This window comes from Kitasatospora arboriphila, from assembly GCF_039528095.1.
Taxonomy (GTDB): Bacteria; Actinomycetota; Actinomycetes; order Streptomycetales; family Streptomycetaceae; genus Kitasatospora; species Kitasatospora arboriphila.
Genome location: NZ_BAAALD010000049.1, coordinates 15,756 through 39,873 on the forward strand (window position 1 = coordinate 15,756; position 24,118 = coordinate 39,873).

18 protein-coding genes and 1 tRNA gene are annotated in these 24,118 nt (G+C 73.3%); 8 read left to right on the forward strand and 11 right to left on the reverse strand.

Annotation, left to right across the window (positions count from 1 at the left end; genetic code table 11):
• The first annotated feature begins 14 nt into the window (after positions 1–14).
• Positions 15–893 carry a sigma-70 family RNA polymerase sigma factor gene (locus ABD353_RS23615; protein ID WP_344625656.1) on the forward strand — a complete coding sequence of 293 codons (879 nt, stop codon included), beginning with the start codon at positions 15–17 and terminating at the stop codon, positions 891–893.
• A gap of 82 nt (positions 894–975) precedes the next feature.
• On the opposite strand, the gene lepA is transcribed toward ABD353_RS23615, so the two are convergent.
• Positions 976–2,844: a translation elongation factor 4 gene (gene lepA, locus ABD353_RS23620; RefSeq protein ID WP_344625657.1), complete on the reverse strand. Its 1,869-nt coding sequence runs from the start codon at positions 2,842–2,844 to the stop codon at positions 976–978.
• 332 nt (positions 2,845–3,176) lie between these two features.
• Here lepA and ABD353_RS23625 point away from each other — a divergent pair, with 332 nt between their 5' ends.
• The 3 genes from ABD353_RS23625 (at position 3,177) to ABD353_RS23635 (ending at position 5,409) form a co-directional block, all read left to right on the forward strand.
• Positions 3,177–3,506, forward strand: coding sequence for an antibiotic biosynthesis monooxygenase family protein (locus ABD353_RS23625; RefSeq protein WP_344625658.1), 330 nt, complete (start codon positions 3,177–3,179; stop codon positions 3,504–3,506).
• Between the two features lie 302 nt (positions 3,507–3,808).
• Complete coding sequence (gene rpsT / locus ABD353_RS23630; RefSeq protein ID WP_030270581.1) at positions 3,809–4,069, forward strand: 30S ribosomal protein S20; 261 nt, start codon at positions 3,809–3,811, stop codon at positions 4,067–4,069.
• A 737-nt stretch (positions 4,070–4,806) separates the two neighbouring features.
• Entirely contained in the window at positions 4,807–5,409 is a 603-nt protein-coding gene (locus ABD353_RS23635) for a hypothetical protein (protein ID WP_344625659.1), read from the forward strand.
• A gap of 141 nt (positions 5,410–5,550) precedes the next feature.
• On the opposite strand, the gene holA is transcribed toward ABD353_RS23635, so the two are convergent.
• On the reverse strand, positions 5,551–6,546 hold the full coding sequence (gene holA, locus ABD353_RS23640; protein ID WP_344625660.1) for a DNA polymerase III subunit delta: 996 nt from the start codon (positions 6,544–6,546) through the stop codon (positions 5,551–5,553).
• Positions 6,547–6,619: 73 nt separating this feature from the next.
• Here holA and ABD353_RS23645 point away from each other — a divergent pair, with 73 nt between their 5' ends.
• Together ABD353_RS23645 and ABD353_RS23650 are read left to right on the forward strand one after the other, a co-directional pair.
• A complete protein-coding gene (locus tag ABD353_RS23645) occupies positions 6,620–6,880 on the forward strand; it encodes a hypothetical protein (RefSeq protein WP_344625661.1) in 261 nt (86 codons plus the stop codon).
• Positions 6,881–7,129: 249 nt separating this feature from the next.
• Entirely contained in the window at positions 7,130–8,041 is a 912-nt protein-coding gene (locus tag ABD353_RS23650; protein WP_344625662.1) for a helix-turn-helix transcriptional regulator, read from the forward strand.
• A 132-nt stretch (positions 8,042–8,173) separates the two neighbouring features.
• Here ABD353_RS23650 and ABD353_RS23655 read toward each other — a convergent pair whose 3' ends face one another.
• The 4 genes from ABD353_RS23655 to ABD353_RS23670 form a co-directional block, all read right to left on the reverse strand.
• Positions 8,174–10,891: a ComEC/Rec2 family competence protein gene (locus tag ABD353_RS23655; protein WP_344625663.1), complete on the reverse strand. Its 2,718-nt coding sequence runs from the start codon at positions 10,889–10,891 to the stop codon at positions 8,174–8,176.
• A 257-nt stretch (positions 10,892–11,148) separates the two neighbouring features.
• Positions 11,149–11,907 carry a ComEA family DNA-binding protein gene (locus ABD353_RS23660; protein ID WP_344625664.1) on the reverse strand — a complete coding sequence of 253 codons (759 nt, stop codon included), beginning with the start codon at positions 11,905–11,907 and terminating at the stop codon, positions 11,149–11,151.
• Between the two features lie 786 nt (positions 11,908–12,693).
• Complete coding sequence (locus tag ABD353_RS23665) at positions 12,694–13,539, reverse strand: DegV family protein (RefSeq protein ID WP_344625665.1); 846 nt, start codon at positions 13,537–13,539, stop codon at positions 12,694–12,696.
• Positions 13,540–13,661: 122 nt separating this feature from the next.
• Complete coding sequence (locus ABD353_RS23670) at positions 13,662–14,423, reverse strand: hypothetical protein (protein WP_344625666.1); 762 nt, start codon at positions 14,421–14,423, stop codon at positions 13,662–13,664.
• A 236-nt stretch (positions 14,424–14,659) separates the two neighbouring features.
• On the opposite strand from ABD353_RS23670, the gene ABD353_RS23675 reads away from it, so the two are divergent.
• Positions 14,660–15,637, forward strand: a complete 978-nt coding sequence (locus ABD353_RS23675; protein ID WP_344625667.1) for a helix-turn-helix transcriptional regulator — start codon at positions 14,660–14,662, stop codon at positions 15,635–15,637.
• Between the two features lie 74 nt (positions 15,638–15,711).
• Here ABD353_RS23675 and leuS read toward each other — a convergent pair whose 3' ends face one another.
• The 5 genes from leuS to ABD353_RS23700 all read right to left on the reverse strand — a co-directional run bounded on the left by leuS (position 15,712) and on the right by ABD353_RS23700 (position 23,431).
• Entirely contained in the window at positions 15,712–18,597 is a 2,886-nt protein-coding gene (gene leuS, locus ABD353_RS23680; RefSeq protein ID WP_344625668.1) for a leucine--tRNA ligase, read from the reverse strand.
• A gap of 415 nt (positions 18,598–19,012) precedes the next feature.
• Positions 19,013–20,317: an NsdA family TPR-like regulatory protein gene (locus ABD353_RS23685; protein ID WP_344625669.1), complete on the reverse strand. Its 1,305-nt coding sequence runs from the start codon at positions 20,315–20,317 to the stop codon at positions 19,013–19,015.
• 103 nt (positions 20,318–20,420) lie between these two features.
• A tRNA-Ala gene (locus ABD353_RS23690) sits at positions 20,421–20,493 on the reverse strand.
• 298 nt (positions 20,494–20,791) lie between these two features.
• Complete coding sequence (locus ABD353_RS23695) at positions 20,792–22,495, reverse strand: insulinase family protein (RefSeq protein ID WP_344625670.1); 1,704 nt, start codon at positions 22,493–22,495, stop codon at positions 20,792–20,794.
• A 3-nt stretch (positions 22,496–22,498) separates the two neighbouring features.
• Entirely contained in the window at positions 22,499–23,431 is a 933-nt protein-coding gene (locus ABD353_RS23700; protein WP_344625671.1) for a hypothetical protein, read from the reverse strand.
• 190 nt (positions 23,432–23,621) lie between these two features.
• Between ABD353_RS23700 and ABD353_RS23705 the strand changes: the two genes are divergently transcribed.
• Complete coding sequence (locus ABD353_RS23705; RefSeq protein ID WP_344625672.1) at positions 23,622–24,062, forward strand: hypothetical protein; 441 nt, start codon at positions 23,622–23,624, stop codon at positions 24,060–24,062.
• The last annotated feature ends 56 nt before the right edge of the window (positions 24,063–24,118 follow it).

Below are 24,118 nucleotides of genomic sequence, written 5' to 3' on the forward strand. Positions count from 1 at the left end.
GCTAGCGTGGCCGGGTGACCGACACCGATGCGGCGCTCGCCGACCCGTTCGAGACCTACCGGCGCTACCTGGGCGCCGTCGCCTACCGGCTGCTCGGTTCGGTGGCCGACGCGGAGGACGTGCTGCAGGAGGCGTGGCTGCGCTGGCAGTCCGCCGACCGCGCCGCGGTGGCCGAACCCCGCGCCTTCCTCACCACCGTGGTCACCCGGCTCTGCTACGACCAGCTCGGCTCGGCCCGGGTGCGCCGCGAGGAGTACTACGGCGAGTGGCTGCCCGAGCCGCTGGTCGCCGACGAGAGCTCCCCCGCCGACCTCGCCGAGCTCGGCGAGTCGGTGTCGATGGCGGTGCTCACCGTGATGGAGCAGCTCACCCCGGCCGAACGGGCGGCCTTCGTCCTGCACGACGTCTTCTCGGTCGGCTTCGACGAGATCGCCGCCACCCTGGAGCGCAGCCCGGAGGCCGCCCGCCAGCTCGCCTCCCGGGCGCGGCGGCGGGTGAAGGACGGCAGCCGCCGGAGCACCGTCGACCCGGCCGAGCACCGGCAGGCGGTGAGCGCCTTCGCCGCGGCCACGGCCGGCGGCGACCTCCAGGCGCTGCTGGCGGTGCTCGACCCGGACGTCGTCTGGCACTCGGACGGCGGCGGCGTGGTCAGCGCGGGCGTGCGGCCGATCGTCGGCGCCGACCGGGTCTCCCGGCTGGTGGTCGGCCTGGTGGCGAAGTTCATGAGCGCCGAGGCGACGGTCTCCTACGCCCAGGTCAACGGCGAACCCGGCCTGGTGGTCCACTCCTCGCCGGGCGTGGTGGCCGGCGTGATCGCCTTCACCGTCGCCGACGGGCGGATCACCGAGGCGTACGTGGTGGTGAACCCGGAGAAGCTCACGCACGTGAAGTGAGCGCCCCCTGCGCGGAGAACGGCGGAGGCCGCCACCCGGTTCGCCCGGGCGGCGGCCTCCGCCGTACGCGGTACCGCTACCGCTACTTCTTCTCCTTGGGGGCTTCCGCATCGGTGGACAGCGCGGCGATGAAGGCCTCCTGCGGGACCTCCACCCGGCCGACCATCTTCATGCGCTTCTTGCCCTCCTTCTGCTTCTCCAGCAGCTTCCGCTTACGGGAGATGTCACCGCCGTAGCACTTCGCGAGGACGTCCTTGCGGATCGCGCGGACGGTCTCGCGGGCGATGACCCGGGAGCCGATGGCGGCCTGGATCGGCACCTCGAACTGCTGGCGGGGGATCAGCTTCTGCAGCTTGCCCGCCATCATGACGCCGTAGTTGTAGGCCTTGTCCTTGTGCACGATCGCGGAGAAGGCGTCCACCGCATCGCCGTGCAGCAGGATGTCGACCTTCACCAGGTTGGCCGACTGCTCGCCGATGGGCTCGTAGTCGAGCGAGGCGTAGCCGCGGGTCTTGGACTTCAGCTGGTCGAAGAAGTCGAAGACGATCTCCGCGAGCGGCAGGGTGTACCGCAGCTCGACGCGGTCCTCGGAGAGGTAGTCCATGCCCTGGAGGCTGCCGCGGCGGGACTGGCAGAGCTCCATGATCGCGCCGACGAACTCGTTGGGCGCCAGGATGGTGCCGCGCACGACCGGCTCGAACACCTCGGCGATCTTGCCGGTGGGGAACTCGCTCGGGTTGGTGACGGTGTGCTCGCTGCCGTCCTCCATGATCACGCGGTAGATCACGTTGGGGGCGGTGGAGATCAGGTCGAGGTTGAACTCGCGCTCCAGGCGCTCCCGGATGATCTCCAGGTGCAGCAGGCCGAGGAAGCCGCAGCGGTAGCCGAAGCCGAGCGCCACCGAGGTCTCCGGCTCGTAGACGAGCGCGGCGTCGTTGAGGCGCAGCTTGTCGAGGGCGTCGCGCAGCAGCGGGTAGTCCGAGCCGTCCAGCGGGTAGAGGCCGGAGAACACCATCGGGCGCGGGTCCTTGTAGCCGCCGAGCGGCACGGTGGCGCCCTTGTGCATGGAGGTGATCGTGTCACCCACCTTGGACTGCCGGACGTCCTTCACACCGGTGATGATGTAGCCCACCTCGCCGACGCCGAGGCCGTCGGCGACCTTCGGCTCGGGCGAGATGACGCCGATCTCCAGCAGCTCGTGGGTGGCGCCGGTGGACATCATCGCGATGCGCTCGCGCTTGGTCAGCTGGCCGTCGACCACACGGACGTAGGTGACCACGCCGCGGTAGGAGTCGTAGACCGAGTCGAAGATCATCGCTCGGGCCGGGGCGTCCTTGACGCCGACCGGGGCCGGGATGTTGTCGACGATGTGGTCCAGCAGGTCCTCGACGCCGAGGCCGGTCTTGGCGCTGACCTTGAGCACGTCCGCCGGGTCACAGCCGATGATGTGCGCGATCTCCGCCGCGTACTTCTCGGGCTGGGCGGCCGGCAGGTCGATCTTGTTGAGGACCGGGATGATCGTGAGGTCGTTCTCCAGCGCCAGGTAGAGGTTGGCGAGGGTCTGCGCCTCGATGCCCTGGGCCGCGTCGACCACCAGGATGGTGCCCTCGCAGGCCGCCAGGGAGCGGGACACCTCGTACGTGAAGTCCACGTGGCCCGGGGTGTCGATCATGTTGAGGATGTGCGTGGTGCCCGCGTTCGCGCCGGTCTTCGGCGCCCACGGGAGGCGGACGGCCTGCGACTTGATGGTGATGCCGCGCTCGCGCTCGATGTCCATGCGGTCGAGGTACTGGGCACGCATCTGCCGCGGGTCGACAACACCGGTGATCTGCAGCATCCGGTCGGCGAGCGTCGACTTGCCGTGGTCGATGTGGGCGATGATGCAGAAGTTGCGGATCACCGCCGGGTCGGTCCGGCTGGGCTCTGGCACATTGCTGGGGGTCGCGGGCACCTTGGTCCGATTCTCCGTGTGGTCCGGGGGCCGGGGTGTCCAGGTCATCGCTGACCGGCTTCCCGGGGACCGGACGGTCTCGTCCGATCGATAATGGCTCTCCCTATCCTCCCACGAGCCCGAGTCGCCGTGGCGGCGAGCCGGTCGGGGATGGGTCAGGGGCGGGTCGGGGGTGGGTCGGGTGCGGGTCAGGGGCGGTCCGCGGGGCCCCTCGGTGGGGGGGGCGACCGGGGGCGGTCCGCGGGGCCCCTCGGTGGGGATGGGCCGGGTGCGGGGCCGCACCCGGGTGCGGCGTTCCCCGAGGACGCGCGGATCCGGAAGGATGGCCGTCCATGATCCTCGAAAGTGCACTGCTGAACGTCCGGCCCGGCGAGGAGGAGGCCTTCCTCGCGGCCTTCACCGAGGCCCGGCCGCTGATCGCCGTCCAGCGCGGCTTCCGTTCGCTGGAGCTGCGGCGCTGCCTGGACGAGGGCGGCACCTCGCGCTTCCTGCTGCAGGTGGAGTGGGAGACGCTCGCCGACCACACCGAGGGCTTCCGCGGCTCCGCCGAGTACCTGCGGTGGCGGGAGCTGCTGCACCACTTCTACGAGCCGTTTCCCGTGGTGGAGCACTACGGGGAGCCGGTGCTGACGGCAGGGCCGGTCGAGCCGTCGGACCGGTGACGACCAGCGACGAGGACGCGGCCTCCTCATGAGCGACCCCCTCATGAGCGGCCCCCATGAACGGCCCCCTCCGGCAGGGCGGGGCCTGCGGCCGGGACGGGGCTCCCCCGTTGCGGGGGTTCGAAGGGGCGCCCTCAGGTGGGGAGCCCGGTGGGGCGCCCGGCGGTGCGTCCGGTTTGGGGACGGCCGACCGCCCCTGGTAGCGTGGGGCGCTGCACCTGGTTTCGGCATGCCCTCTCAGCTGGTCCGAAGCCGCTCCGGTGCAACCGTCGAGACCGTTCCACACAGACTGAGGCTCATTCGTGGCGAACATCAAGTCCCAGATCAAGCGCAACAAGACCAACGAGAAGGCGCGCCTGCGCAACAAGGCCGTCAAGTCCTCGCTGAAGACCGCGATCCGCAAGGCCCGTGAGGCCGCTGCCGCCGGCGAGAACGAGAAGGCCACCGTGCTGGCCCGCGAGGCCGCCAAGGCCCTCGACAAGGCCGCCAGCAAGGGCGTCATCCACAAGAACCAGGCCGCCAACAAGAAGTCGGCGATCACCAAGCTGGTCAACGCCGCCTGATTGTCGCGGACGCCCCACCGCCTCGGGCGGTGACGGCCCCACCCCGGGCCCGCCCCGGAGGTCGGCGAGATCGCGGCCCTCTACCCGCACCGTCGACCACCCTTTCTCGGACCGCACCGGCCCTCTACCCGGAGCCCCGAGACGCACGACTCCGTACCGCACGCGGCCTGCGTTCGCCACGCGGGTGCGGTACACACAGATCCACCGAGGCGCCGGTCCACCGGCACCTCACCGATTGCCCGTCCGGTCCCCACCGGGCGGGCAATCTGCTTTTGCATCACCAGGCCCCGCACCGCAGGAACGTCGGGCGCAGGAACGTCGGGCGCAGGAACGTCGGGCGCAGGAACGTCGGGCGTCGATCATCGAACATCGACGGAGACAGTACGCGGTGCGGCCGAATGGCAACTCTCTGTCACGACCTGCTGACCGGTATGGTTCGGTCCTACCATCTCGCCGGACGGCCACTGGGGGCTCCGATGTCGACACCACCGCCGCCACCGCACACCGGGGCCTCCCGCACCACCGGGCCCGGCCCGTACGGACCCGGCCCCTACAGCGGCTTCGGCGGTGCAGTCGGCACGGCCGCGCCGGGCGGGGTGACGGCACCGGGCGGAGCCGTCGGGCCGGGCGGCATGCGCGGAGCCGGCGCGGCGACCGGCACCGGCGGGGCCGCTCCCGGGGTTTCCGGCTCGGGGCGTCCGAACGGGGGCGGCGCGCGAAGAGGGTTGCTGTGGGGGGTGGGCGGCGTCCTGGTGGCGTCCGCCGTGTGGGCCACCGCCGTGCTGACGGTGCCCTCGCTGGTGGCCACCGGACGCAAGGCGCCGGGTCCGGGCCCGTACCACCTGGTCAGCGACATCTGCACGACGGCCAAACTGACCTCGTTCGAGCAGCTCTACCCCTCGCAGTACGGCAAGCCGTACCACTACGCGACCCGGCATCCCGCGCTCGACGACATGTACTGCAGCCAGTACCTCAAGAAGACCGGTGCGGACACCGACTACGTCTCCCTGTACGTCGAGGCGCAGTTGCACAAGGCGGTCGACCCCGAGCCCGAGTTCGAGGCGCAGCGGTCGGGCCTGCAGCAGCGGAAGTACCAGATCACCTCGGTCCCCGATCTCGGGCAGGAGGCCTACCTCGGCTACCTGGACGACCCGAGCAGTTCGGACTCCAGCTGGCACTACATCACCCATGTGCTGTACGTGAGGGATCGCGGCCTGACGTACTACCTGAGCTGGTCGGGGTCGTTCCAGGAGGGCAAGACGACGGTGCCGGACCGGGAGCAGATCCGGCAGGCGCTGGTGGTCGACAGCCGGGCGGTGCTGCGGGCACTCGGCGGTTGAGGCGGCAGCCGGGCAGCGTCGCGGGTCGGCCGTGCCACCCCTGGCGGTGGCACCCCTGGCGGTGGCACCCGTGGCGGTGGCACCCGTGGCAGTCCGCTGCCGGCAGGCAACCCGCAGGTGTCCGTCAGTAGCGAGTGTCCGTCAGTACTGGCGGGCGCCGGATCGGGCCGCGCGGGCCACGGCGACCACAGCGCGTTCCAGGGCGTAGGCGGGATCGTCGCCGCCACCCTTGACGGCAGCATCCGCCTCGGCGACGGCGGTCAGGGCAGCGGCGACGCCGTCGCCCGTCCACCCGCGCATCTGCTGGCGGACGCGGTCGACCTTCCACGGCGGCATGCCGAGCTCGCGGGCGAGGTCGGCGGGGCGCATCGACCGGCCGGCGGAGGCCAGTCGGCCGATGCTCCGGACGCCGGAGGCCAGCGCGTAGGTGATGCCGGTGGGCGGCTGCCCCACGGCCAGGGCCCAGCGGAGCCGTTCCAACGCCTCCGCCGCGCGGCCGGTCACCGCGAGGTCGGCCACCTCGAAGCCGGTGGCCTCGGCCCGGCCGCTGTAGTAGCGGGCGACCGCGGCCTCGTCGATCGTCCCCTCGATGTCGGCCGTGAGCTGACTGCACGCGGCCGCCAGCTCGCGCAGGTCGCTGCCGAGTGCGTCCAGCAGCACCTGGCAGGTCTCCGGGGCCGCCGCACGACCGAGCCGGCGGAACTCGTTGCGGATGAAGGCGAGTTTGTCGCCGTTCTTGGTCAGCTTGGCGCACTGCACCTCGCGGCCGCCGGCCTTCTTCGCCGCGTCCAGCAGTCCCTTGCCCTTGGCGCCGCCCGCATGGACGAGGACCATGATCACCTCGTCGGCGGGCGATTCGATGTACGCCTTGACCTCCTTCACCGAGTCGGCGGAGAGGTCCTGGGCGGCCCGGACGACGATGACCTTGCGTTCGGCGAAGAGCGAGGGCGTGGTCAGCTCGGCGAGACTGCCCGGCTGCAGGGCGCCCGGCGCGAGGTCCCGGACGTCGGTGTCGGGGTCCGCCACCTTCGCGGCGGCCACCACCTCGGCCACGGCGCGGTCGAGCAGCAGCTCCTCCTGGCCGACCGCGAGGGTCAGCGGGGCGAGCAGGTCGTCGGGTGCACTCTTCCTGGCCATCGCGTACCAGGATCGCACGGTGCGGTGACACCCCCGGACCGTACGCCCCTGCGGGCGGTTGCAGAATGGTGCGGTGATCAAGAACCGTGCCCGCCAACTGCTCGTCCTGCCCGACCGCGACGCCGCCGACGAGGCCCGCGAGGACCTCGTCGCCCGCTGCCCCGACCTCGACGACCCGGAGCTCGTCCGGGACGCGCTCGCCGGCGAGGACGACGCCGAGGACGCCCAGTGGCTGCTGGTGTTCGAGGCCCCCGAGGACGGCTGGACCCCCGCTCTGCTCGCCGAACTCGACGCGGTCGCGGATGCCCAGGACGGCTGGCGCGAGGAGGACTGAGGCCGCGCGCCGGTGAGCCCTTCGGGGCAGTGGGCCGACGGATCGGCGGTGGTCGGCCCGGCCTGCCGATGGGGTTCGGGGGCAGCGCCGGGTGCGGGGGTGGCGGCGCTCGACGTCCGGCTGTGAGGCCGGGGCTGCGGGACGCGGTGGCTGCCGGGTCGCGCGGTCCGCGGCGTTCACCTCCGGCAGGGAAGGGTGGTATCGGCAGACCCTGGCTACCCGCCCTCCTGCCGCAGCATCATGGGGATCATGGAGATGGACCGTCGTGAGCTCGCAGACTTCCTCCGCCGCTCCCGCGAGCGGCTGAGCCCACAGGACGTCGGGCTGCCCGCCGGCTCGCGCCGCCGTACGCCGGGCCTGCGCCGTGAGGAGGTCGTTCAGCTCGCCGGCATGTCGGCCGACTACTACACGCGGCTGGAGCAGGCCCGCGGCCCGCAGCCGTCCGTTCAGATGCTCGCCGCGCTCGCCCGGGCGCTGCGGCTGTCGGAGGACGAGCGGGACCACCTGCACCTGCTGGCGGGGCATCGGCCGCCGGCCGGGCGACAGGCCGGGGACCACGTCCGCCCCGCGTTGCTCCACCTGCTGGACCAGCTGAAGGAGACGCCGGCTCAGATCGTCAGCGACCTCGGCGATCTGCTCGCCCAGAACGCCATGGCCACCGCGCTCTTCGGCAGCGTGTGCTCGCTCCGCGAGGACGACCGCAACGTGGTCTGGCGCTGGTTCACCGACCCGACGGTGCGCCAGGCGTACCCGGAGGAGGAACGCGACCACTGGAGCCGGGTGCATGTCGCCGACCTGCGGGCCGCGGTGGCCCGGCGGTCGCGGGATGCCGCGGCCGAGGCTCTGGTGGCTCGGATCACGGCAGCGAGCGAGGAGTTCGCCCGGCTGTGGGAGCTGCACGAGGTGGCTGTGCGCCGGACCAGTCGGATGTGCGTGGTGCACCCGGCGATAGGCCCGATCAGTCTGGACTGCGAGGCGCTGCTGACGCCGACCGAGGACCAGCGACTGCTGCTGTTCACCCCGGCACCCGGCACCACGGCGGCCGGATGCCTGGAACTGCTCCGTGTGGTGGGCACCGAACGCTTCGACACCAACGCCGACGGGGCCGGCAGGGCGGGCGGAACCGGTGGAGCGGCCACCGAGCACGACGAGGTCCGGTGACGTCGAGGGCGTGAGTCCGCGGGAGCCGTCCGGTGACGGCTCCCGGGGAACAGTCGTACGGGGAACGGTCCTACGGAGAACGGTTGTCCGGGGAGCGGCCGTCCGGGTGGCGGTGCGGTGGGTCATGGCGGCTCAGCTCCGGTGGTGGTGCGGGTGGGTGGCCATCCGGAGGTGCCGGTGGCCGCCGAGGACTGCGATGTCTCCGGCCCGGTCGGTCCGCAGCACCGTGGCGCCCAGTGCGCTCAGCCGGTCGACGGTGCGCGGGGCGGGGTGCCCGTACGGGTTGTCGTGGCCGCAGGAGATGAGTGCCAGCGTCGGGTGCAAGGCACCGGTGAGGTCCCAGTCCTGGTTGGCGGAGCCGTGGTGGGCCACCTTGAGGACGTCGACCCGGTCCGGTGGGCCGCGCTGCATCAGTGCCGCCTGGGCCGGTGGTTCGAGGTCGCCGAGCAGGGCCAGCCGCAGCTGGTCCCCGGGCGGTCCCACGGTGGCGAGGAGTGCGACGCTGGCGTTGTTGGCTCCAGGGGTGGAAGGTCCGAGGGAGTCGTCGGGCCACAGGACGTCCCAGGCGAGGTCCGGTCCCGCAGCGCGGTGCTCCCCTCGGCGGGCCTGCAGGAGGGGGATGCCCGCGGCCGAGGCCCATCCCAGCACGCGTGCCTGCTCACCGGGTGGCGTGCCCAGCAGGGTCACCTGGAGCGCGGCGACCGTACGCCCGTGCAGCACGCCGGGCACCCCCTCGACGTGGTCGGCGTGGAAGTGAGTGAGGATCAGCAACGGGATCCGGGAGATCCCGAGGTCTCGGAGGCAGTTGTCGGCGGCTGCCGGGTCCGGCCCGGTGTCCACGACCACGGCGGTGTCGGAGGCGAGCGGGAGCACGGCCATGTCGCCCTGACCGACGTCGCACATGGCCAGGCGCCACCCGGCCGGCGGCCAGCCGGTGGCGATCCGGGTGACGGCCGGCGGTCGCAGCAGAACGGCCGCGAGGGCCAGGACAACTCCGGCCGCCAGGGCGGTCCGGACCCTGCGGGAGGCGGCACGGCGGGCCGACAGCAACGGGGGGACACCCCAGCACAGGGCCACCGTGGTGACCGCCAGGAGCAGTGCCCCCGTGAGGCCGTCGGGCCAGTCCAGCAGCGCGCCGGGCACTGCGGCGCCCTGTCGGGCGACCGCGGCCAGCCACCCGGTGGGGACGGCTGCGAGGTCCGCGAGCACGCGGGCCGCGCCCGGGGCGAACGGCTCGGCTGCGAGCGCCGCGAATCCGAGCAGGGTGGCCGGAGCCACTGCGGCCTCGGCGAGCAGGTTGCACGGGACGGCCACCAGGCTGACCCGTGGGGCGAGCAGGATGGTGACCGGGGCGCACAGGGCCTGGGCGGCTGCGGTGGCGCCGGTCGCGGTGGCGAGGACCGTCGGCCAGCCCCTGCGGCACAGCGCTTCCGTCCAACGCGGCCCGAGCGTGAGGAGACCCGCAGTGGCCAGGGTGGAGAGCAGGAAGCCGTAGGAGCGGGCGAGGTAGGGATCGAGGAGCACCAGGAGCAGGACCGCCCCGGCGAGGGCCGGCACGCCTTGGCGGGGACGGCCGGTGGCAAGGGCGAGCAGTCCGAGGAGACCGGTGGCAGCGGCTCTGAGGACGCTCGGCTCGGGACGGCAGACGGTCACGAAGGCGAGGGTCAGGCCCGTGCCCACGAGCGCTGTCGTCCGGATGGACAGGCCGAGCAGACCGGCCAGACCGCCGCGGCTGCCCACGTCCTCCTTGCGGGACGCTCCGAGCAGGACGGTGAGGAGGATCGCCAGATTTCCCCCGCTGACCGCGGTCAGGTGCCCGAGGTCGGTGGCACGGAACGCCTCGCGCAGGTCGTCGGGAAGGCGCGAGGTGTCGCCCACCACCAGCCCCGGCAGGAGGCCACGGATGTCCGGCGACAGGTGGTCGGTTGCCTCACGGAGGCCCGAGCGCAGCTCCGCCGCGAGCTGCTGGGACCGGCCGGGTGGGGCCAACAGACGCGGCGGGCCCAGCGCCACCAGGCGAGCTGCCGAGTCGTGATCGCGCTCGCCGGGGGCGGTCGCGCGGACTCCGGCCGCAACCCTGGTCGAGGGAACGAGCCCGCGCCAAGCGGCGATGTCCTGTGCCCGGACGAGCACGGTGACCGGTGTGTGCACGGCTACGGCGGAGCGGCCGGGGTCCATGGGGAACCGTACGCGGTCCACCACTGCGTCGAAGGTCAGTACGGCCTGCCCCGGCGTGGTGCCGTGCACCCGCCCCGTTCGTGGCGTCGGGTCGCCGGCGACGGTGAGGTCCACCGACAGCTCGACAGGGGAACTTCCCTTGGCCTCGGCGGTGCGGGCGTTGGGCTCCGGCGAGCCGGGGATGGTCGGCGGGCCCGGGCCTACCGCGGTGGCAGCTGCCGTGGCAGCCGCCTTCGGCGAGGCCGCGGTGCCGGGTACGGCTCCGGCTCCGGTGTCGGGTGCGGTGTCCGAGGCGGCCGCGGTGCCGGGTGCATCGCCGGAAGCGACTGCGGTACCGGGTACGGCTGGGCCGGCCGGTGTGGCGGTGCCGCCCGACGGGACTCCGGCCCGCGCCTCGGTTGACGGCGTCGACGGGGCGGTGGCTTGCACGGTCAGGGACGGTCGGACGAGATCGGGGATCGGGCCGCGGTGGAGGTCTGCGGTGTGCAGGACGGTGGTCAGCGTGGCCGCCGCTGCTGACAGCAGGACGGCTGCGGTCGACGGAGCGATTCGGCGGGTGCCGTCGGCAGCTCGCTGCCGGAGCAGGAACAGGGCTGCTCCGGCAGCGACCACCGCGGTGACGACGAGCGGCGGGTGGTGGACCGGATCCACCGCGAGTACGGCGGAGGTCACAGCCCAGGCGGTGAGCGCGGGCAGCAGCAGCCGCAGATCTGCCGGCCGCCGGCTCGGACCCGCCGGCTCACGGGGACCGGTGGCGAGCGAGTGTGTCCGGTCCGGCGGGGCGGCCGTCGGGGCGAGGGTGGAAGTGATCGCCGTGCCTCCTTTCAGAGCGGGCGGTCTTCTCGGTGCAGGGGTGAGCGGTGCGAGGACCCGGTACGGCTGGTGGGGACGACACGAACTGGCCTGTTCCGATCAGGGAAGAGCTGCTGTCAGAGCGTCAACAGGCCCTTGATGTCGTCGAACTTGCGCTGGCCGATGCCAGGCACCTGACGGAGCTGGTCGACCGAGCGGAACGGACCGTGCGTCTGGCGGTACTGGAGGATCCGCTGGACGAGCGTCGGCCCGACACCGGGCAGGGTGTCCAGCTGCTCGGCGGTCGCCCGGTTGAGGCTGACCAGGCCGCCCATGGTGGCGCCGGGCGCCCCCTGACCGGTCGGTACGCCGACCAGGATCTGCTCGCCGTCGCTGAGCACCCGGGCGAGGTTGAGGGAGTCGGTTTCGGTGCCGGGGAGGGCTCCACCTGCTGCCCGAAGGGCGTCGGCGACGCGGGAGCCGGTCGGCAGAGTGCGAAGGCCCGGATGCTGGACCTTGCCCGCCACGTCCACCACCACAGTGGGCGCCGGCGCTCCGGGCTGGGCCGTTGTCCCGGCCGCTGTGGGGTGCGGGCCTCCCGTGGCGGACGCAGCGCTGCCGCTCACGGTGGGGACGGCGACCGGCTCGGGGCGACTCAGCCAGAAGTGCTGGACGGCGTAGCCGACTGCGAGCAGGAGCAGTGCCGCGAGACCGAGCGCGGCCCTGCGGTCCAGCATCAGCCCGGCCGGCAGGGAGAAGGCGAGCCGCCGGGCCGAGGGCGACTTCGGGAGGTCGGGTGGGACGGTGGACGGGCCGGCCGCGGCGCCGAAGGGCGAGGAGGTCTCCGGCGGCGGCAGCCCCGCGTTCGGGGCGGAGACTGGCGGCCCGTCCCGCACGGACCGGCGGCGGGGCGATCGTCTGGGGCCCGGGGGCGCGTCGGTGCCGAACCTGCGGGCGGTGAACCGGTGCCCGCGCGGCGGCCGGTCACTCCGGCGACCGGGCGCCGCCGCCTCGGGCGGTGACGCGATGCTCGCAGCACCCGCGGTACGCGCGGCGCCCGGTACTGCATGCTCGCCCTGTACTGCATGCCCGCCCTGTACTGCATGCCCGCCCGGTGAGGAAGGTCCGCCTTGTGCGGTCCGCCCGGCCGGTGCCGCCGACCCGGCCGGGGACCTGGACGGGGCGGGGTCGGCGCCGTCTCCGGGACTGCCTCCCGCGGCTCCGCCATGTGTGCCGGCCGGGCCACGAGTCGGGTTGCTGCCGCGCAGGGCTGCGGAAAACAGGGCAGCGAGTCGCCGCCGGACGGTCTCGGCCGTCTCTCGGCGCCGTGCTGCGCCGCGGGTCGTGTGCTTCATGCGAGGACGGTACGAATGCCCGCGGTCCGCGATGCACACCTCGCCGCCGGCCTGTGGACAACTCGGGGGTGTGGACAACTCCCTTCCCTCACAAGGATGAAAAGGAGGAGGCCGGGAACCTGCTGGGCGGCTTCGTTCGTCAGCCGGGTCGGAGCCGCACACAGCGGAGCCACGAGGGGCACAGCCGTACCGCCGGCGGGAACGGCAGCAGGGGGCGGGGTGGCCGGAGCAGCGAGGACGGAGCAGCGGTAAGGGCGGGGCGGCGGCGAGGGCCGTCTCGCCTCACCACCGGAGGCGCCTCACCTCACCACCGGAGCTGCCGCTCCGTCAGCGGGGCGACACCACGACGGCCAGCAGGCCGGGGCCGACGTGGGCACCGATGACGGCGCCGACCTCACCCACGTAGAGGTCGCGCAGTCCGGGCACCCGTTCGCTCAGGCGCTCGGCCAGCGGCTCCGCACGGTCCTCGGCCGCGAGGTGGTGGACGGCGATGTCGACCTCGGCGTCGCCGGCGCGTTCCACGGCGATCTCCTCCAGCCTGGCGATCGCCCGTGATGCCGTCCGTACCTTCTCCAGCGGTTCGATCCGGCCGCCGGAGAGGTGGAGCAGCGGCTTCACCGCGAGGGCCGAGCCGAGCAGTGCGCGGGCGGCACCGATGCGGCCGCCGCGGCGCAGGTGCTCGAGCGTGTCGACGTAGAAGAAGCCGCTGCTCAGCGACGACCGGCGGACGGCTTCGGCGGCGGCCTCCGCGGGCCCGAGACCTGCCTCGGCAGCCTGTGCGGCCGTCAGAACGCAGTGCCCGAGGGCCATGCCGACCAGTCGGCTGTCGACGACCTCGACCGGGATCTCCGCCCCGGCCGCGGCGAGTTTGGCGGCCTCGTACGTACCCGAGAGTTCGGAGGAGATGTGGACGGAGACGACACCCGTGGCACCCGCCTCGGCGGCTGCCCGGTAGGCGGCGGCGAAGTTCTCCGGGTTGGGACGGGAGGTGGTGACTCTGCGCTTGGCGCGCAGCGCCTCGGCGACGTCCTTGGGCGAGATCTCGACGCCTTCGGTGAGGACCTCGTCGCCCACGACGACGGAGAGCGGGACGACCTCGATCCGATGGCGGTCGACGACGTCCTGGGGCAGGTAGGCCGTGGAATCGGTGACGAGGGCGAGGTGGCCGGGCATGTGCCGGAGGTTACTCCGCGACCGGCGCAGATGACAGCGCAGGCCGCTGGCAGAGACGCCCCGCAGCAGCAGCGGACCGGCCCCGAACGGGCGGCGCTACCGGGCCGGAACCGGCAGGAGCCTTACGCTCCACCGGTGTTCGGCTTGCGCAGCCGGTCGGCGAGCCGGTTGAGGGGGTCACCGAGACCGAGCACGTCCTCTGCCCGCAGGCGGTTCCCGGCGGTGAGGCCCTTCCGCTGGGCGTCCTCGGACCGGGCCGCCGCAGCCCCGTTGGCTGAGGCAACACCGTCCGGACCCGCACCGGCCGCGCTCGTGTCCTCGGGCCCGGCCACCCGGTCCCAGTGCCGCAGTGCCCCGGCTTCGTTCTCGCATTCACGGCTGAGTCGGGCCAGGTCGTCGTCGGCGAAGCGGCGCATGCGGTCCTGGGCCGCCCAGCGCATGGTTTCGGCGGAGTGGGTGATCCGGCCGGCCCGCTCGCGCAGCTCGGGGAGCTTGGCGGCCAGCCGGGCGCCGTCCGGCTCGCGTTCGAGGATGCGCATCTCCTGGTCGAGCTCCGCGGCATGCGCGTCGAGGCGGTCGAGCAGTTGGAGGGATTCGGCGAGCTGGCCGTCCGCTGCGAGGCCGGATTCAAGGACCTGCCGGGTGGCGTCCAGGGAGGTGCGCAGCGAGAGACGCACGGAGGCGAGCTGGCCCTGGGAGCCCGGCTTGGTGAAGGTCTTCGCCCTCAGGGCGGCGTTCTCCACGGCGCGCCGTGCGTGGGCCTCGTGCCTCTCCACCTTGGCGGCGACCGCCTTGGCCGCCTTGACCGTGCCGACGACGGCCATGACTCCGGCGGTCACCAGGAACAGCATCACCAGGGCGATCACCACGCCGATCGCGTCCATCCCTACCCCACCTTCCGCGGTGCCCATCGACACCGCTCGCCGGACGCGGCCCGCGCGGCCGCCCTGGAATATCCACGGTAGCCGCCGGAAGGGTCCGGTCGGACCCCGGAGGCCGTGCGCACCTGAGAGATCAGGGAGAGCTCAGGGCCCGGGTCGGGGCTCTTCCGGGGCCGTTCCCCCTAGCGAACGCACCGCTGAGGACAGTAGCTGTCCGCATCGGCTGCCAGGATGGCCGCATGCTGGAGACTTCCGCCCGCCTGCTGCGTCTGCTGTCCCTGCTCCAGGTCCGCCGGGACTGGTCGGGGGCCGACCTGGCCGGCCGGCTCGGTGTCGACGTGCGGACGGTGCGACGGGACGTGGACAAGCTACGGGGCCTGGGCTATCCCGTGGACTCGACGCCGGGCACCGCCGGCGGCTACCGGCTCGGTGCGGGGGCGGAGATGCCTCCGCTGCTGCTGGACGACGACGAGGCGGTCGCGGTGGCGGTGGGGCTGCGGACGGCGGCGGGCGGCACGGTCTCCGGCATCGAGGAGTCCTCGGTGCGCGCCTTGGCGAAGCTGCTGCAGGTGATGCCCTCCAGACTGCGGCACCGCGTGGATGCGCTGGCCGACGCGACGGTGGCCATGCCGGGGAACGGCCCGGTGGTGCAGGCCGAGGTGCTCACCGCGATCGCCGCCGCTTGCCGGGCGCACGAGCGGCTGCGCTTCGACTACCGGACGCACGACGGCGAGGAGAGCCGTCGGGGCGCCGAACCGCACCGGCTGGTGCACTCCGGCACCCGCTGGTACCTGGTTGCCTGGGACACCGCCCGGGCGGACTGGCGGAACTTCCGCGTCGACCGGATCACGCTGCGCCCGCCGCACGGGCCTCGGTTCGTCCCCAGGGAACCTCCGGAGCAGGACGTCCGGCGCTGGGCGTCCTGGGAGGTCGCCGTCGGCCAGTACCGCTACCAGGCCCGTTGCACGGTCCACGCGCCGGCCGAGGAGGTCGTCACGAGGACCACGCCGACCTCGGCGGTGGTCGAGCCGATCGACGGGCGGAGCTGCACCCTGCGGGCGGGCTCCAACTCGCTGGACGGGCTGGCACTCCACCTGGCGCTGCTGGGGTACCGGTTCACCGTCCACGAGCCGCCGGAGCTGGTGGCACACGTCGCGGCCCTCGCCGACCGCCTGCACGGGGCCGTCCCGCCGTCCCGGCCGGCCGCCGGGGACTGATCCCGGGCCTGCCGGAGAACGCCCGGGCCGGGCGCCCCTGGTGGGGAGCCCGGCCCGGGAACGAGCGGTCGGCGTCAGCCGGTGACGATGTTCACCAGCTTCGGCGCACGCGCGATGACCTTGCGCACCGGGGCGTCGCCCAGCGCGGCCACCACGGCCGGGTCGGCCAGCGCCAGCGTCTCCAGCTCGGCGTCGGTGATGGTCGGCGCGACCTCCAGGCGGGCCTTGACCTTGCCCTTGATCTGGACGACGCAGGTGACCGTCTCGTCGACGACGTAGGCCGGGTCGGCGACGGGGTAGTCGGCGAAGGCCAGCGACTCGCGGTGACCCAGGCGCTGCCACAGCTCCTCGGCGATGTGCGGTGCCAGCGGGGCGACCATCAGCACGATCTGCTCGGCCACGCTGCGCGGCGTGGAGCCCCGCTTGACCAGGAAGTTGTTCAGCTCGATCGCCTTGGCCACGGCCGTGTTGAAGCGCAGGCCGGCCATGTCCGCACGGATGCCGTCGATCGCCTTGTGCAGGGCGCGCAGGGTCGCCTCGTCCGGCTCCTCCTCCGTGACGACCAGCTCGCCGGTGGTCTCGGAGACGACGTTGCGCCACAGACGCTGCAGGAAGCGGTACGAGCCGACGACTGCGCGGGTGTCCCACGGGCGGGAGACGTCCAGCGGGCCCATCGACATCTCGTACAGGCGCAGGGTGTCGGCACCGTACTCGTCGGCGATCTCGTCGGGGGCGACGGCGTTCTTCAGGGACTTGCCCATCTTGCCGGCCTCGCGCTTGACCGGCTCGCCCTGCCAGAAGTACGCGCCGTCGCGCTCCTCGACCTCGGCGGCGGGCACGGGGAAGCCGCGTGCGTCGCGGTAGACGTCTGCGGTGATCATGCCCTGGTTGAACAGCTTGTGGAACGGCTCGACGGAGGACACGTGGCCCAGGTCGAACAGCACCTTGTGCCAGAAGCGGGCGTACAGCAGGTGCAGCACCGCGTGCTCGGCGCCGCCGACGTACAGGTCGACGCCACCGGCCGGCTTGTCGGCGGTGGGGCCCATCCAGTACGCCTCGTTGGCCGGGTCGACGACCTTCTCGGAGTCGGCCGGGTCGACGTAGCGCAGCTCGTACCAGCAGGAACCGGCCCAGTTGGGCATGGTGTTGGTCTCGCGGCGGTACTTCTTCGGGCCGTCGCCCAGGTCCAGCTCGACCTCGACCCACGCCTCGTTGCGGGACAGCGGGGTCTTCGGGGTGGAGGCGGCGTCGTCCGGGTCGTAGGTGTGCGGCGAGTAGTCCTCGACCTCGGGCACCTCGACCGGCAGCATCGACTCGGGCAGCGCGTGCATGGCGCCGTCCTCGTCATAGACGATCGGGAAGGGCTCGCCCCAGTACCGCTGGCGGCTGAACAGCCAGTCGCGCAGACGGTAGTTGACGGTGCCCTCGCCGATGCCGCGGCCGACCAGCCAGCCGGTGACGGCGACCTTGGCGTCGACGACGCTCAGGCCGTTCAGCGACAGGTCGTCGTGGGCCGAGTTGACGATCACCGAGTCGTAGGTGTCGAAGGCGTCGTCCCAGGTGTGCGGGTCCTCGCTGCGACCGTCGGTGGGCTCGACCACGCAGCGCATCGGCAGGCCGAAGGCACGGGCGAAGGCGAAGTCGCGGTGGTCGTGGGCCGGGACGGCCATGATCGCGCCGGTGCCGTAGCCCATCAGCACGTAGTCGGCGATGAAGACGGGGACCTGCTCGCCGCTGACCGGGTTGGTCGCGTAGGCGCCCGTGAAGACACCGGTCTTGATCTTGGCGTCGACCTGGCGCTCGACGTCCGACTTGGCGGCGGCCTCGGCGCGATAGGCCGCGACGGCGTCGGCCGGGGTGGCGGCACCGCCGGTCCAGTCCGCCGGCACGCCCTCGGGCCAGACGGCCGGGACGATCGCGTCGACCAGGCCGTGCTCGGGTGCCAGCACCATGTAGGTGGCACCGAACAGGGTGTCCGGACGGGTGGTGAAGACGGTGATCGCCTCGCCGCCGGGCGCGGCGAAGTCGACCCGGGCGCCCTCGGAGCGGCCGATCCAGTTGCGCTGCTGCAGCTTGATCGCCTCGGGCCAGTCCAGCATGTCCAGGTCGGCGATCAGGCGGTCGGAGTACGCGGTGATCCGCATCATCCACTGGCGCAGCTTCGACTTGAACACCGGGAAGTTGCCGCGCTCGGAGCGGCCGTCCGCGGTGACCTCCTCGTTGGCCAGCACGGTGCCCAGGCCGGGGCACCAGTTGACCGGCACCTCCTTGGCGTAGGCCAGCCGGTACTCGCCCAGCACCTCGTCGCGCTCGACGGCGGACAGCTCGGTCCAGGCGCGGCCGCCCGGCACCTCGCGCTCACCGGACTCGAACTGCGCGACCAGCTCGGCGATCGGGCGGGCCTTGCCGGCCGCCTCGTCGTACCAGGAGTTGAAGATCTGCAGGAAGATCCACTGCGTCCAGCGGTAGTAGTCCGGGTCGATGGTGGCGATGGAGCGCCGCGAGTCGTGGCCCAGGCCCAGGCGGCGCAGCTGGCGCCGCATGTTGGCGATGGCCGCCTCGGTGGTGATCCGGGGGTGCTGGCCGGTGGCGACGGCGTGCTGCTCGGCGGGCAGGCCGAACGCGTCGTAGCCCAGGGTGTGCAGCACGTTGTGGCCGGTCATCCGCTGGTAGCGGGCGTACACGTCGGTGGCGATGTACCCCAGCGGGTGGCCGACGTGCAGGCCGGCACCGGACGGGTACGGGAACATGTCCATGATGAAGCTGTGCGGCTTCGCGGCGACGTCGCCGCCCGCGCCCTCGGCCAGCGGGCCGACCGGGTTGGGGGCGTTGAACGTCCCTTCCTTCTCCCACAGGTCCTGCCAGCGGGACTCGATCTCGGCCGCCAGCGCGGCACCGTAGCGGAAGGGCTCGGAAGCGGCCTCGGCCGCGCCGGAAGCAGGGGTCGTCGTCTCGCTCATGGTCCTTCGGGCTCCGTCGTCATCAGTGGCGAACCAGCGGCACACACTCGGAACAGCACGTACTCGGAAAGCAAAAAACCCCTCGCAGGAGGGGTCGCCACGCCGACTCCGGCCCCGGGCCGGTCCTGGTCAGCGCGGCCGGCTAAGGAGCAGGCGCACGGTTCGCATGGGGTCAGAGTACCGCAACGGCCCGTACGCCCCGCTGTGCATTCCACCCGCGGGCCGCCCACCGGGACGGCCCCCGGGCCGGGGAACATCGCACGCGGGGCTCACGCCGGGCCGGCGGACGTCGCACCCGGGCCCTGCCCGGGGCCGCGGCCCACCCGGGCCGGAGCCCGCACAGGCTGCCGCAGAGACCTCCCCGTCATCCCACGCCCTCCCTCATCCCACGCCCTCCCTCATCCCACGCCCTCCCTCATCCCGCGAGCGGCACCTCCTCCCGCGCGGCCGCATCGAAGGCACGCAGGGCCCGCGCCACCCGCGCGGACTGCATGCCGGCGGCGAGCAGCCGCGCCTCGTCGGCGATCCGGGCGGCCTCCTCCCGCTCCCCGGTGCGCCGGCACGCCTCCGCGAGCCGGACCATCAGCAGGGCCCTCGTCCGGGCACGCTCGGCCGGCAACGCGGCGACCGCCTCGCCGAGCATCCGCTGCGCACGCTCGAAGTCCCCCAGGAAGAGGTGCATCTCACCCACCATTCCGGCGAGGTCGGCACGCTCGTGGGCGTGGTCGTCGACACCGTCGAGCGCCTGGAAGGCCCGCTCGGCGACGGCCTCGGCGCTGATCTGCTCGCCCTTCCGCCCGTGGGCACGGGCGATCCGGCCGAGCTGCAGCGCCCGTTCACGGGGGGTCAGCACCTCGTCGGCGGCGCGCAGCGCGGTGGAGAGCATGGCCACGGCATCGAGCCCGCGCCCGCCGGAGTTGTACGTCGCCTGCACGGCGAGGCAGCCGACCACGCCGACGCCCAGCCGCGGATCTCCGGAGACGTGCGCGGCCCGCAGTGCGGCGACGAAGGCACGCTGGGCCGCGGCGTCGTTACCCATGTCGTAATTGGCCCAGCCGACCAGCCTGGCGAGCCGTCCGGCGGCACCGTAGAGCTCCCGGCCGAGCTTCTCGTCGTAGGCGCCGAGTTCCAGCAGCTTGCCGACCATGGCGAGTTCGGCCTTGGCGAGGTCGAGGATGAGTCCGCCGCCGTAGGCACGTTCCAGGCGCCGTTTGCTCTCGTAGGAGAGCCGCAGGTCGGCGAGCTGTTCGGGGGCGATGCGCAGCGCGCCGGCTCCGCCGGTGACCTCGGGCGGCGGGGAGGCCCAGTGCCGGGCGGCCTGTTCGAGTTCGTCGCCGCGGAAGAGGTCGGTCAGCCGGACGGGCGCTGCGTCGGCGCCGGCCTCCCGGAGGGCGGTCTGTGCGGTGTCGGCCGTCCACGGGTCGGTGAGCAGCCGCGGCGAGAGGATCTTGGCGCCTCGGCCGCTGCCCATGCGGCCCCAGAGCTGTTCGTAGGTGACGGCGATGCCGACGGCGCGGCCGAGCACCTCGCAGACGGTCTGGTCGTGCGGAGCACGCGGCACCATGCCGCGGTCGCGCCACTTGTAGGGTGCGGTGGCACTGATCGCCAGGCCGGCGGGCAGGACGGCGCTCACCTCGCGAGCGAGCCGCTCGGGGCTCCACCCGAGCTGGTGGAGTATCCGGGCGAGCTCTTCGTTCCGCTTGCGCACCAGGTCGGCCATGCTTCGACCGTAGCGGGCCGGGAGGGTCCACGGGTGAAGACGGTCGCACCTACCGGGGAACGGCGAAAGGCCGCTCCCGGAGGGAACGGCCTTTCACTTGCTGTGGAGCTATGGGGAATTGAACCCCAGACCTCTTGCATGCCATGCAAGCGCTCTACCAACTGAGCTATAGCCCCTTGCTGCAGCCCCCGGCGTTCTCCCCCGGCGACACGCACCACTTTACACGGTCACCGGGGTGCTCCCCTAATCCGTTTCGGGCGCCCCGCCCCGACGGTTCGCGACCCGACAGGTCGCACCCGCCCCGCAGCCCTCGCCCGCCCGGCAACCCGCACCCGGGCGCTCCGGCCGGCAACCCCGGCGGCCGGTGCAACCCCGGCGGCCGGTGCAGACCCGCAGTGCTGCCGGCCCGCCGCGCAGCCCAGCCGGCCCGCCCCGTAGTGCCGGAGCCGCCCGCCCCTCGCGTGAGCAGCAGCCTCAGGCCCGCCGCGGCCGACTGCGCCGCCACACACTGCGCAGCAGCGCCGCCGCGATGCCCGCGGCCACCACCAGCACGCCCCAGTACACCGGGTCGCCCCGCGACTCGTCGTCCGCGCCGAGCGCCCCGCCGAGGGCGAACAGCAGGAACAGACCGGCGACGAGCGTGAGCACCATGTTCACGGCGAGCTGCGCCGGCGACGAGCGGACGGCCGCACCCGCCCCGGCACCGGCACCCGAACCCCCGGCAGGACCGGAGCGGGAGGGCCGGGCGGGCGCCGTCCGCGGTGGCATCCGGACGTACGCGTGGTACGGCACCGCGGCGTCGATCCCGGCGAGGGTGTGGGCGTCGACGGCGAAGCAGCCGGGTTCGACCTCGACGCAGATGCCGTCGGTGCCGATGAGCCGCCGTCCGCCGTCGGGCCAGGCGAGGTAGGCGGCGCAGGCGTCGTACCGGACGGTCGCGGCCTCGCCCTCGCGGACGAGGCTGACACCGGCCCGGCCGATCACCAGGTCGGGTCCGCCGGCCTCGCGGGAGCGGTGGCGGTTGCCCTCGACGGCGGCGACGGAGTGGAGCGGCGCGGCCTGGTAACCGGCCCAGTCCGCACGCCGTCCCGCGGGCACGCGCAGGAGGCCGTTGCCGAGGGCCTGCTGAGCGACCGTCCGGACGTCCTCGGCGGTGACGGCGGCGAGTTCGGCGCGGATCTCGTCGAGGCTGCGGACGGGCAGGTTGAGCAGCAGGTCGGCGGCGCAGCCGGGCAGGCGGGCCGCGTCCGTGTCGGGGGCGGTGTGCGCGGCGTCGGCGCGGCGGCGCAGGGCGTCGAGGGTGTCCGGGTCGACGCCCGCGACGGCGAGCCTGGCGAGCACGTCGACGAAGCCGCCGAGCACGGCGTCCTGCTGCTCGGGCAGGGCGTCGGCGAGGGCGGTGACGGTGAGGACGCCGTCGCCGCGGTGCGCGTGGTCGGCGCCGGCGGTGTAGGAGAGGCCGCCGTCCTGCCGGAGGTCCTGGAACAACTCGCGGTCCAGGCAGGCGGTGTACAGGTCGGCGGCGGCGGTCCGGGGCAGCACGGTGTCGAACAGGACCTGCCCCTGCCCCGCGGCGAAGTACGCCGGGGTCTCGGGCAGGGCGGAGGTCGGCTGCGGCGCGGGCATCCGGCGGCCGGGGCGCAGCGGCAGCCGCAGGCCGTCCGGCACCCGTTCGCCGGCGACCCAGAGGACGGCGTTCTCGCGGGTGAACCAGGTGTCGGCCCAGTGCTGGACGGTCTGCGGGTCGAGGCCGGGTACGCCCCACTCGGGGTAGCTGACCAGGCCGTGGCCCTGGGCTCCGTAGCGCCACAGGCCGGTCGCCTCGGCGGCGCCGGTGCCGCGGCCGGCCTCCTCGGTGCGCAGGATCGCCTTCTCGGTCTCCAGGCGGTCCATCGGCAGGGCGGTCAGCGATTCGCAGACGCTCTGCAGGAAGGACCGGATCTCCTGGTCGTCGCCCTCCAGCAGGAAGTGCGTGTGCAGCTGCCCGGTGGCGCCGTTGAAGCGGTGCACCTGGACGCCGCTGCGGTGCAGGGCGAGGTGTTCGACGAGGTGGGTGATGCCGGCGCGGGCGAGGGTCTCGTCGGCGCTGCCGACCCGGAAGACCAGGCCTGCGGTGGTGCGGCCGGGCCGCGGGGCGTGCAGGGCCGGTACGCCGTCGACCTCGAAGCGGTGGATCACGGCTCAGCCTCCCAGGGCGCGGTCGCGGTGTTCCCGGAAGGTGCGTTCCGGAGTGTTGTCGAACCACTCCCACGGTTCGGTGCTGCCGTACGGGCCCATGGCCTGGAAGTGCGTCCGGGCGGCGGCCCGGTCGCCGCCGAGGGAGGCGAGCAGGGCGAAGGAGCTGTGGGCGGTGATCCGGCCGAACCGGATCCGGCAGTCGGGGTGCAGCACGGAGCCGTGGGCGGCCTCGGCGAGTTCGTGGCGGACGTCGGCGCGGGCGGCGTACGCGTTCCGCTCGGCCCGTTCCAGGGAGCCGGCCCGTTCCGCGTGGTACATGGCCAGCAGGGCGCCGTTGAGGCTGCCGGGCGGTGCGGCGCGGAAGCAGTCGCGGGCGAAGGCGTGCGCGTCCTCCCAGCTGCCGCCCCACTTGGGCAGCAGTTGCTGGAGCAGGCTGCGCTGCCCCGCGTAGTGGTGCGGGGAGACCCGGGTCAGGGCGCGGTACCGGCGGCGGGTCTCGCTGGTGCCCAGGGAGATCCCGCGGGAGATCGTCATCCGCAGCATCCAGGCGAGCGCGTCGCCGCGGTTGCGGGCGACGGCGCCGATCAGCAACTGCTCGGCCTCGTTGAGCCGGGCCCGGAACTCGCGCCAGCCCTCGGGGGTGACGTCCTGCGCGCGCCGGGTGCTGCGGGCCTGCCAGCCGACGTGGATCAGCCGGTCGGCGAGCAGGGCGGTGGCCAGGGGATCGCCGGGGTGGTGGGCGAGCACCTGGCGCAACAGGTGCTCGACGCCGGGCACGGCGACGACCTGGCCGGAGAGGACGAGCGGGCCGTACTCCTCCCGGCAGTCGGCGAACACGGCGCGGACGGCCGGCCAGTCACCCCGCTCGGCGGCGGACCGGACGGCGCCGGCCTCGGGAAGCGCGGCGGCCGGGTCGAAGAGCGGTTCGGTGCTCATGGGCGGCGATCGTAGGCGGCGGGCGAAGGGTACGGACGCGGGACCGATGGTGCGAATCCGTACGGATTCGGGCAATTCGCCTGGCACTTGACGAAGAATTTACGGAATTCAAGACTCCGCTTGTGCATCGGCATCCATAGGCTGCCCGTCGATGACCGGCCATCAGGCCGGTCGCACAGCGAGGAGCACCATGAACAACCGCCGCCGGAACCAACTGCTCAAGGCCGCCGGGCCGCTGCTGATAGCCGACGAGCAGGTCGAGTTCGCCACCCTGACCAAGGTCGGCACGGTCTCCGCGGCCCGCCGCCTGGCCACCACCGCCGTGGTGGGTGTACTGACGGCCGGTACGGTGACCGCGATCGCCGCCCCTCGTCCGGTGTACCTGGCGCTGACCGATCGACGGCTGCTCTTCTTCGGTGTGGACCAGCTCAGCGGCAAGCCCGACAAGCTGGTGATGGCACTCCCCCGTGAGGCGGTCACCGCCTCGCCCGCCGCCAAGGCGGCCTTCGGCCTCCTGCTCACCACGTACCTCTCGGTCGCGGGCGAGGAGCGCGACCTGAAGCTGACCTTCGCCACCGCCGTCCGCGCGGACGGCCGCGAGCTGCTGAGCCGCCTCCCGGTCACCGCCTGACCGGCCCCGGCCCCGGCACCAGCCCCGGTGCCGGTACCGGACCGCCGTCCCGGCCC

Bases quoted from the DNA above. Each gene is read 5' to 3' on its own strand.
- ABD353_RS23625 (WP_344625658.1), top strand. From the start codon at position 3,177: ATGATCCTCGAAAGTGCACTGCTGAACGTCCGGCCCGGCGAGGAGGAG.
- holA (WP_344625660.1), bottom strand. From the start codon at position 6,546: ATGGCCAGGAAGAGTGCACCCGACGACCTGCTCGCCCCGCTGACCCTC.
- ABD353_RS23650 (WP_344625662.1), top strand. From the start codon at position 7,130: ATGGAGATGGACCGTCGTGAGCTCGCAGACTTCCTCCGCCGCTCCCGC.
- ABD353_RS23665 (WP_344625665.1), bottom strand. From the start codon at position 13,539: ATGCCCGGCCACCTCGCCCTCGTCACCGATTCCACGGCCTACCTGCCC.
- ABD353_RS23670 (WP_344625666.1), bottom strand. From the start codon at position 14,423: ATGGACGCGATCGGCGTGGTGATCGCCCTGGTGATGCTGTTCCTGGTG.
- ABD353_RS23675 (WP_344625667.1), top strand. From the start codon at position 14,660: ATGCTGGAGACTTCCGCCCGCCTGCTGCGTCTGCTGTCCCTGCTCCAG.
- leuS (WP_344625668.1), bottom strand. From the start codon at position 18,597: ATGAGCGAGACGACGACCCCTGCTTCCGGCGCGGCCGAGGCCGCTTCC.
- ABD353_RS23685 (WP_344625669.1), bottom strand. From the start codon at position 20,317: ATGGCCGACCTGGTGCGCAAGCGGAACGAAGAGCTCGCCCGGATACTC.
- ABD353_RS23700 (WP_344625671.1), bottom strand. From the start codon at position 23,431: ATGAGCACCGAACCGCTCTTCGACCCGGCCGCCGCGCTTCCCGAGGCC.
- ABD353_RS23705 (WP_344625672.1), top strand. From the start codon at position 23,622: ATGAACAACCGCCGCCGGAACCAACTGCTCAAGGCCGCCGGGCCGCTG.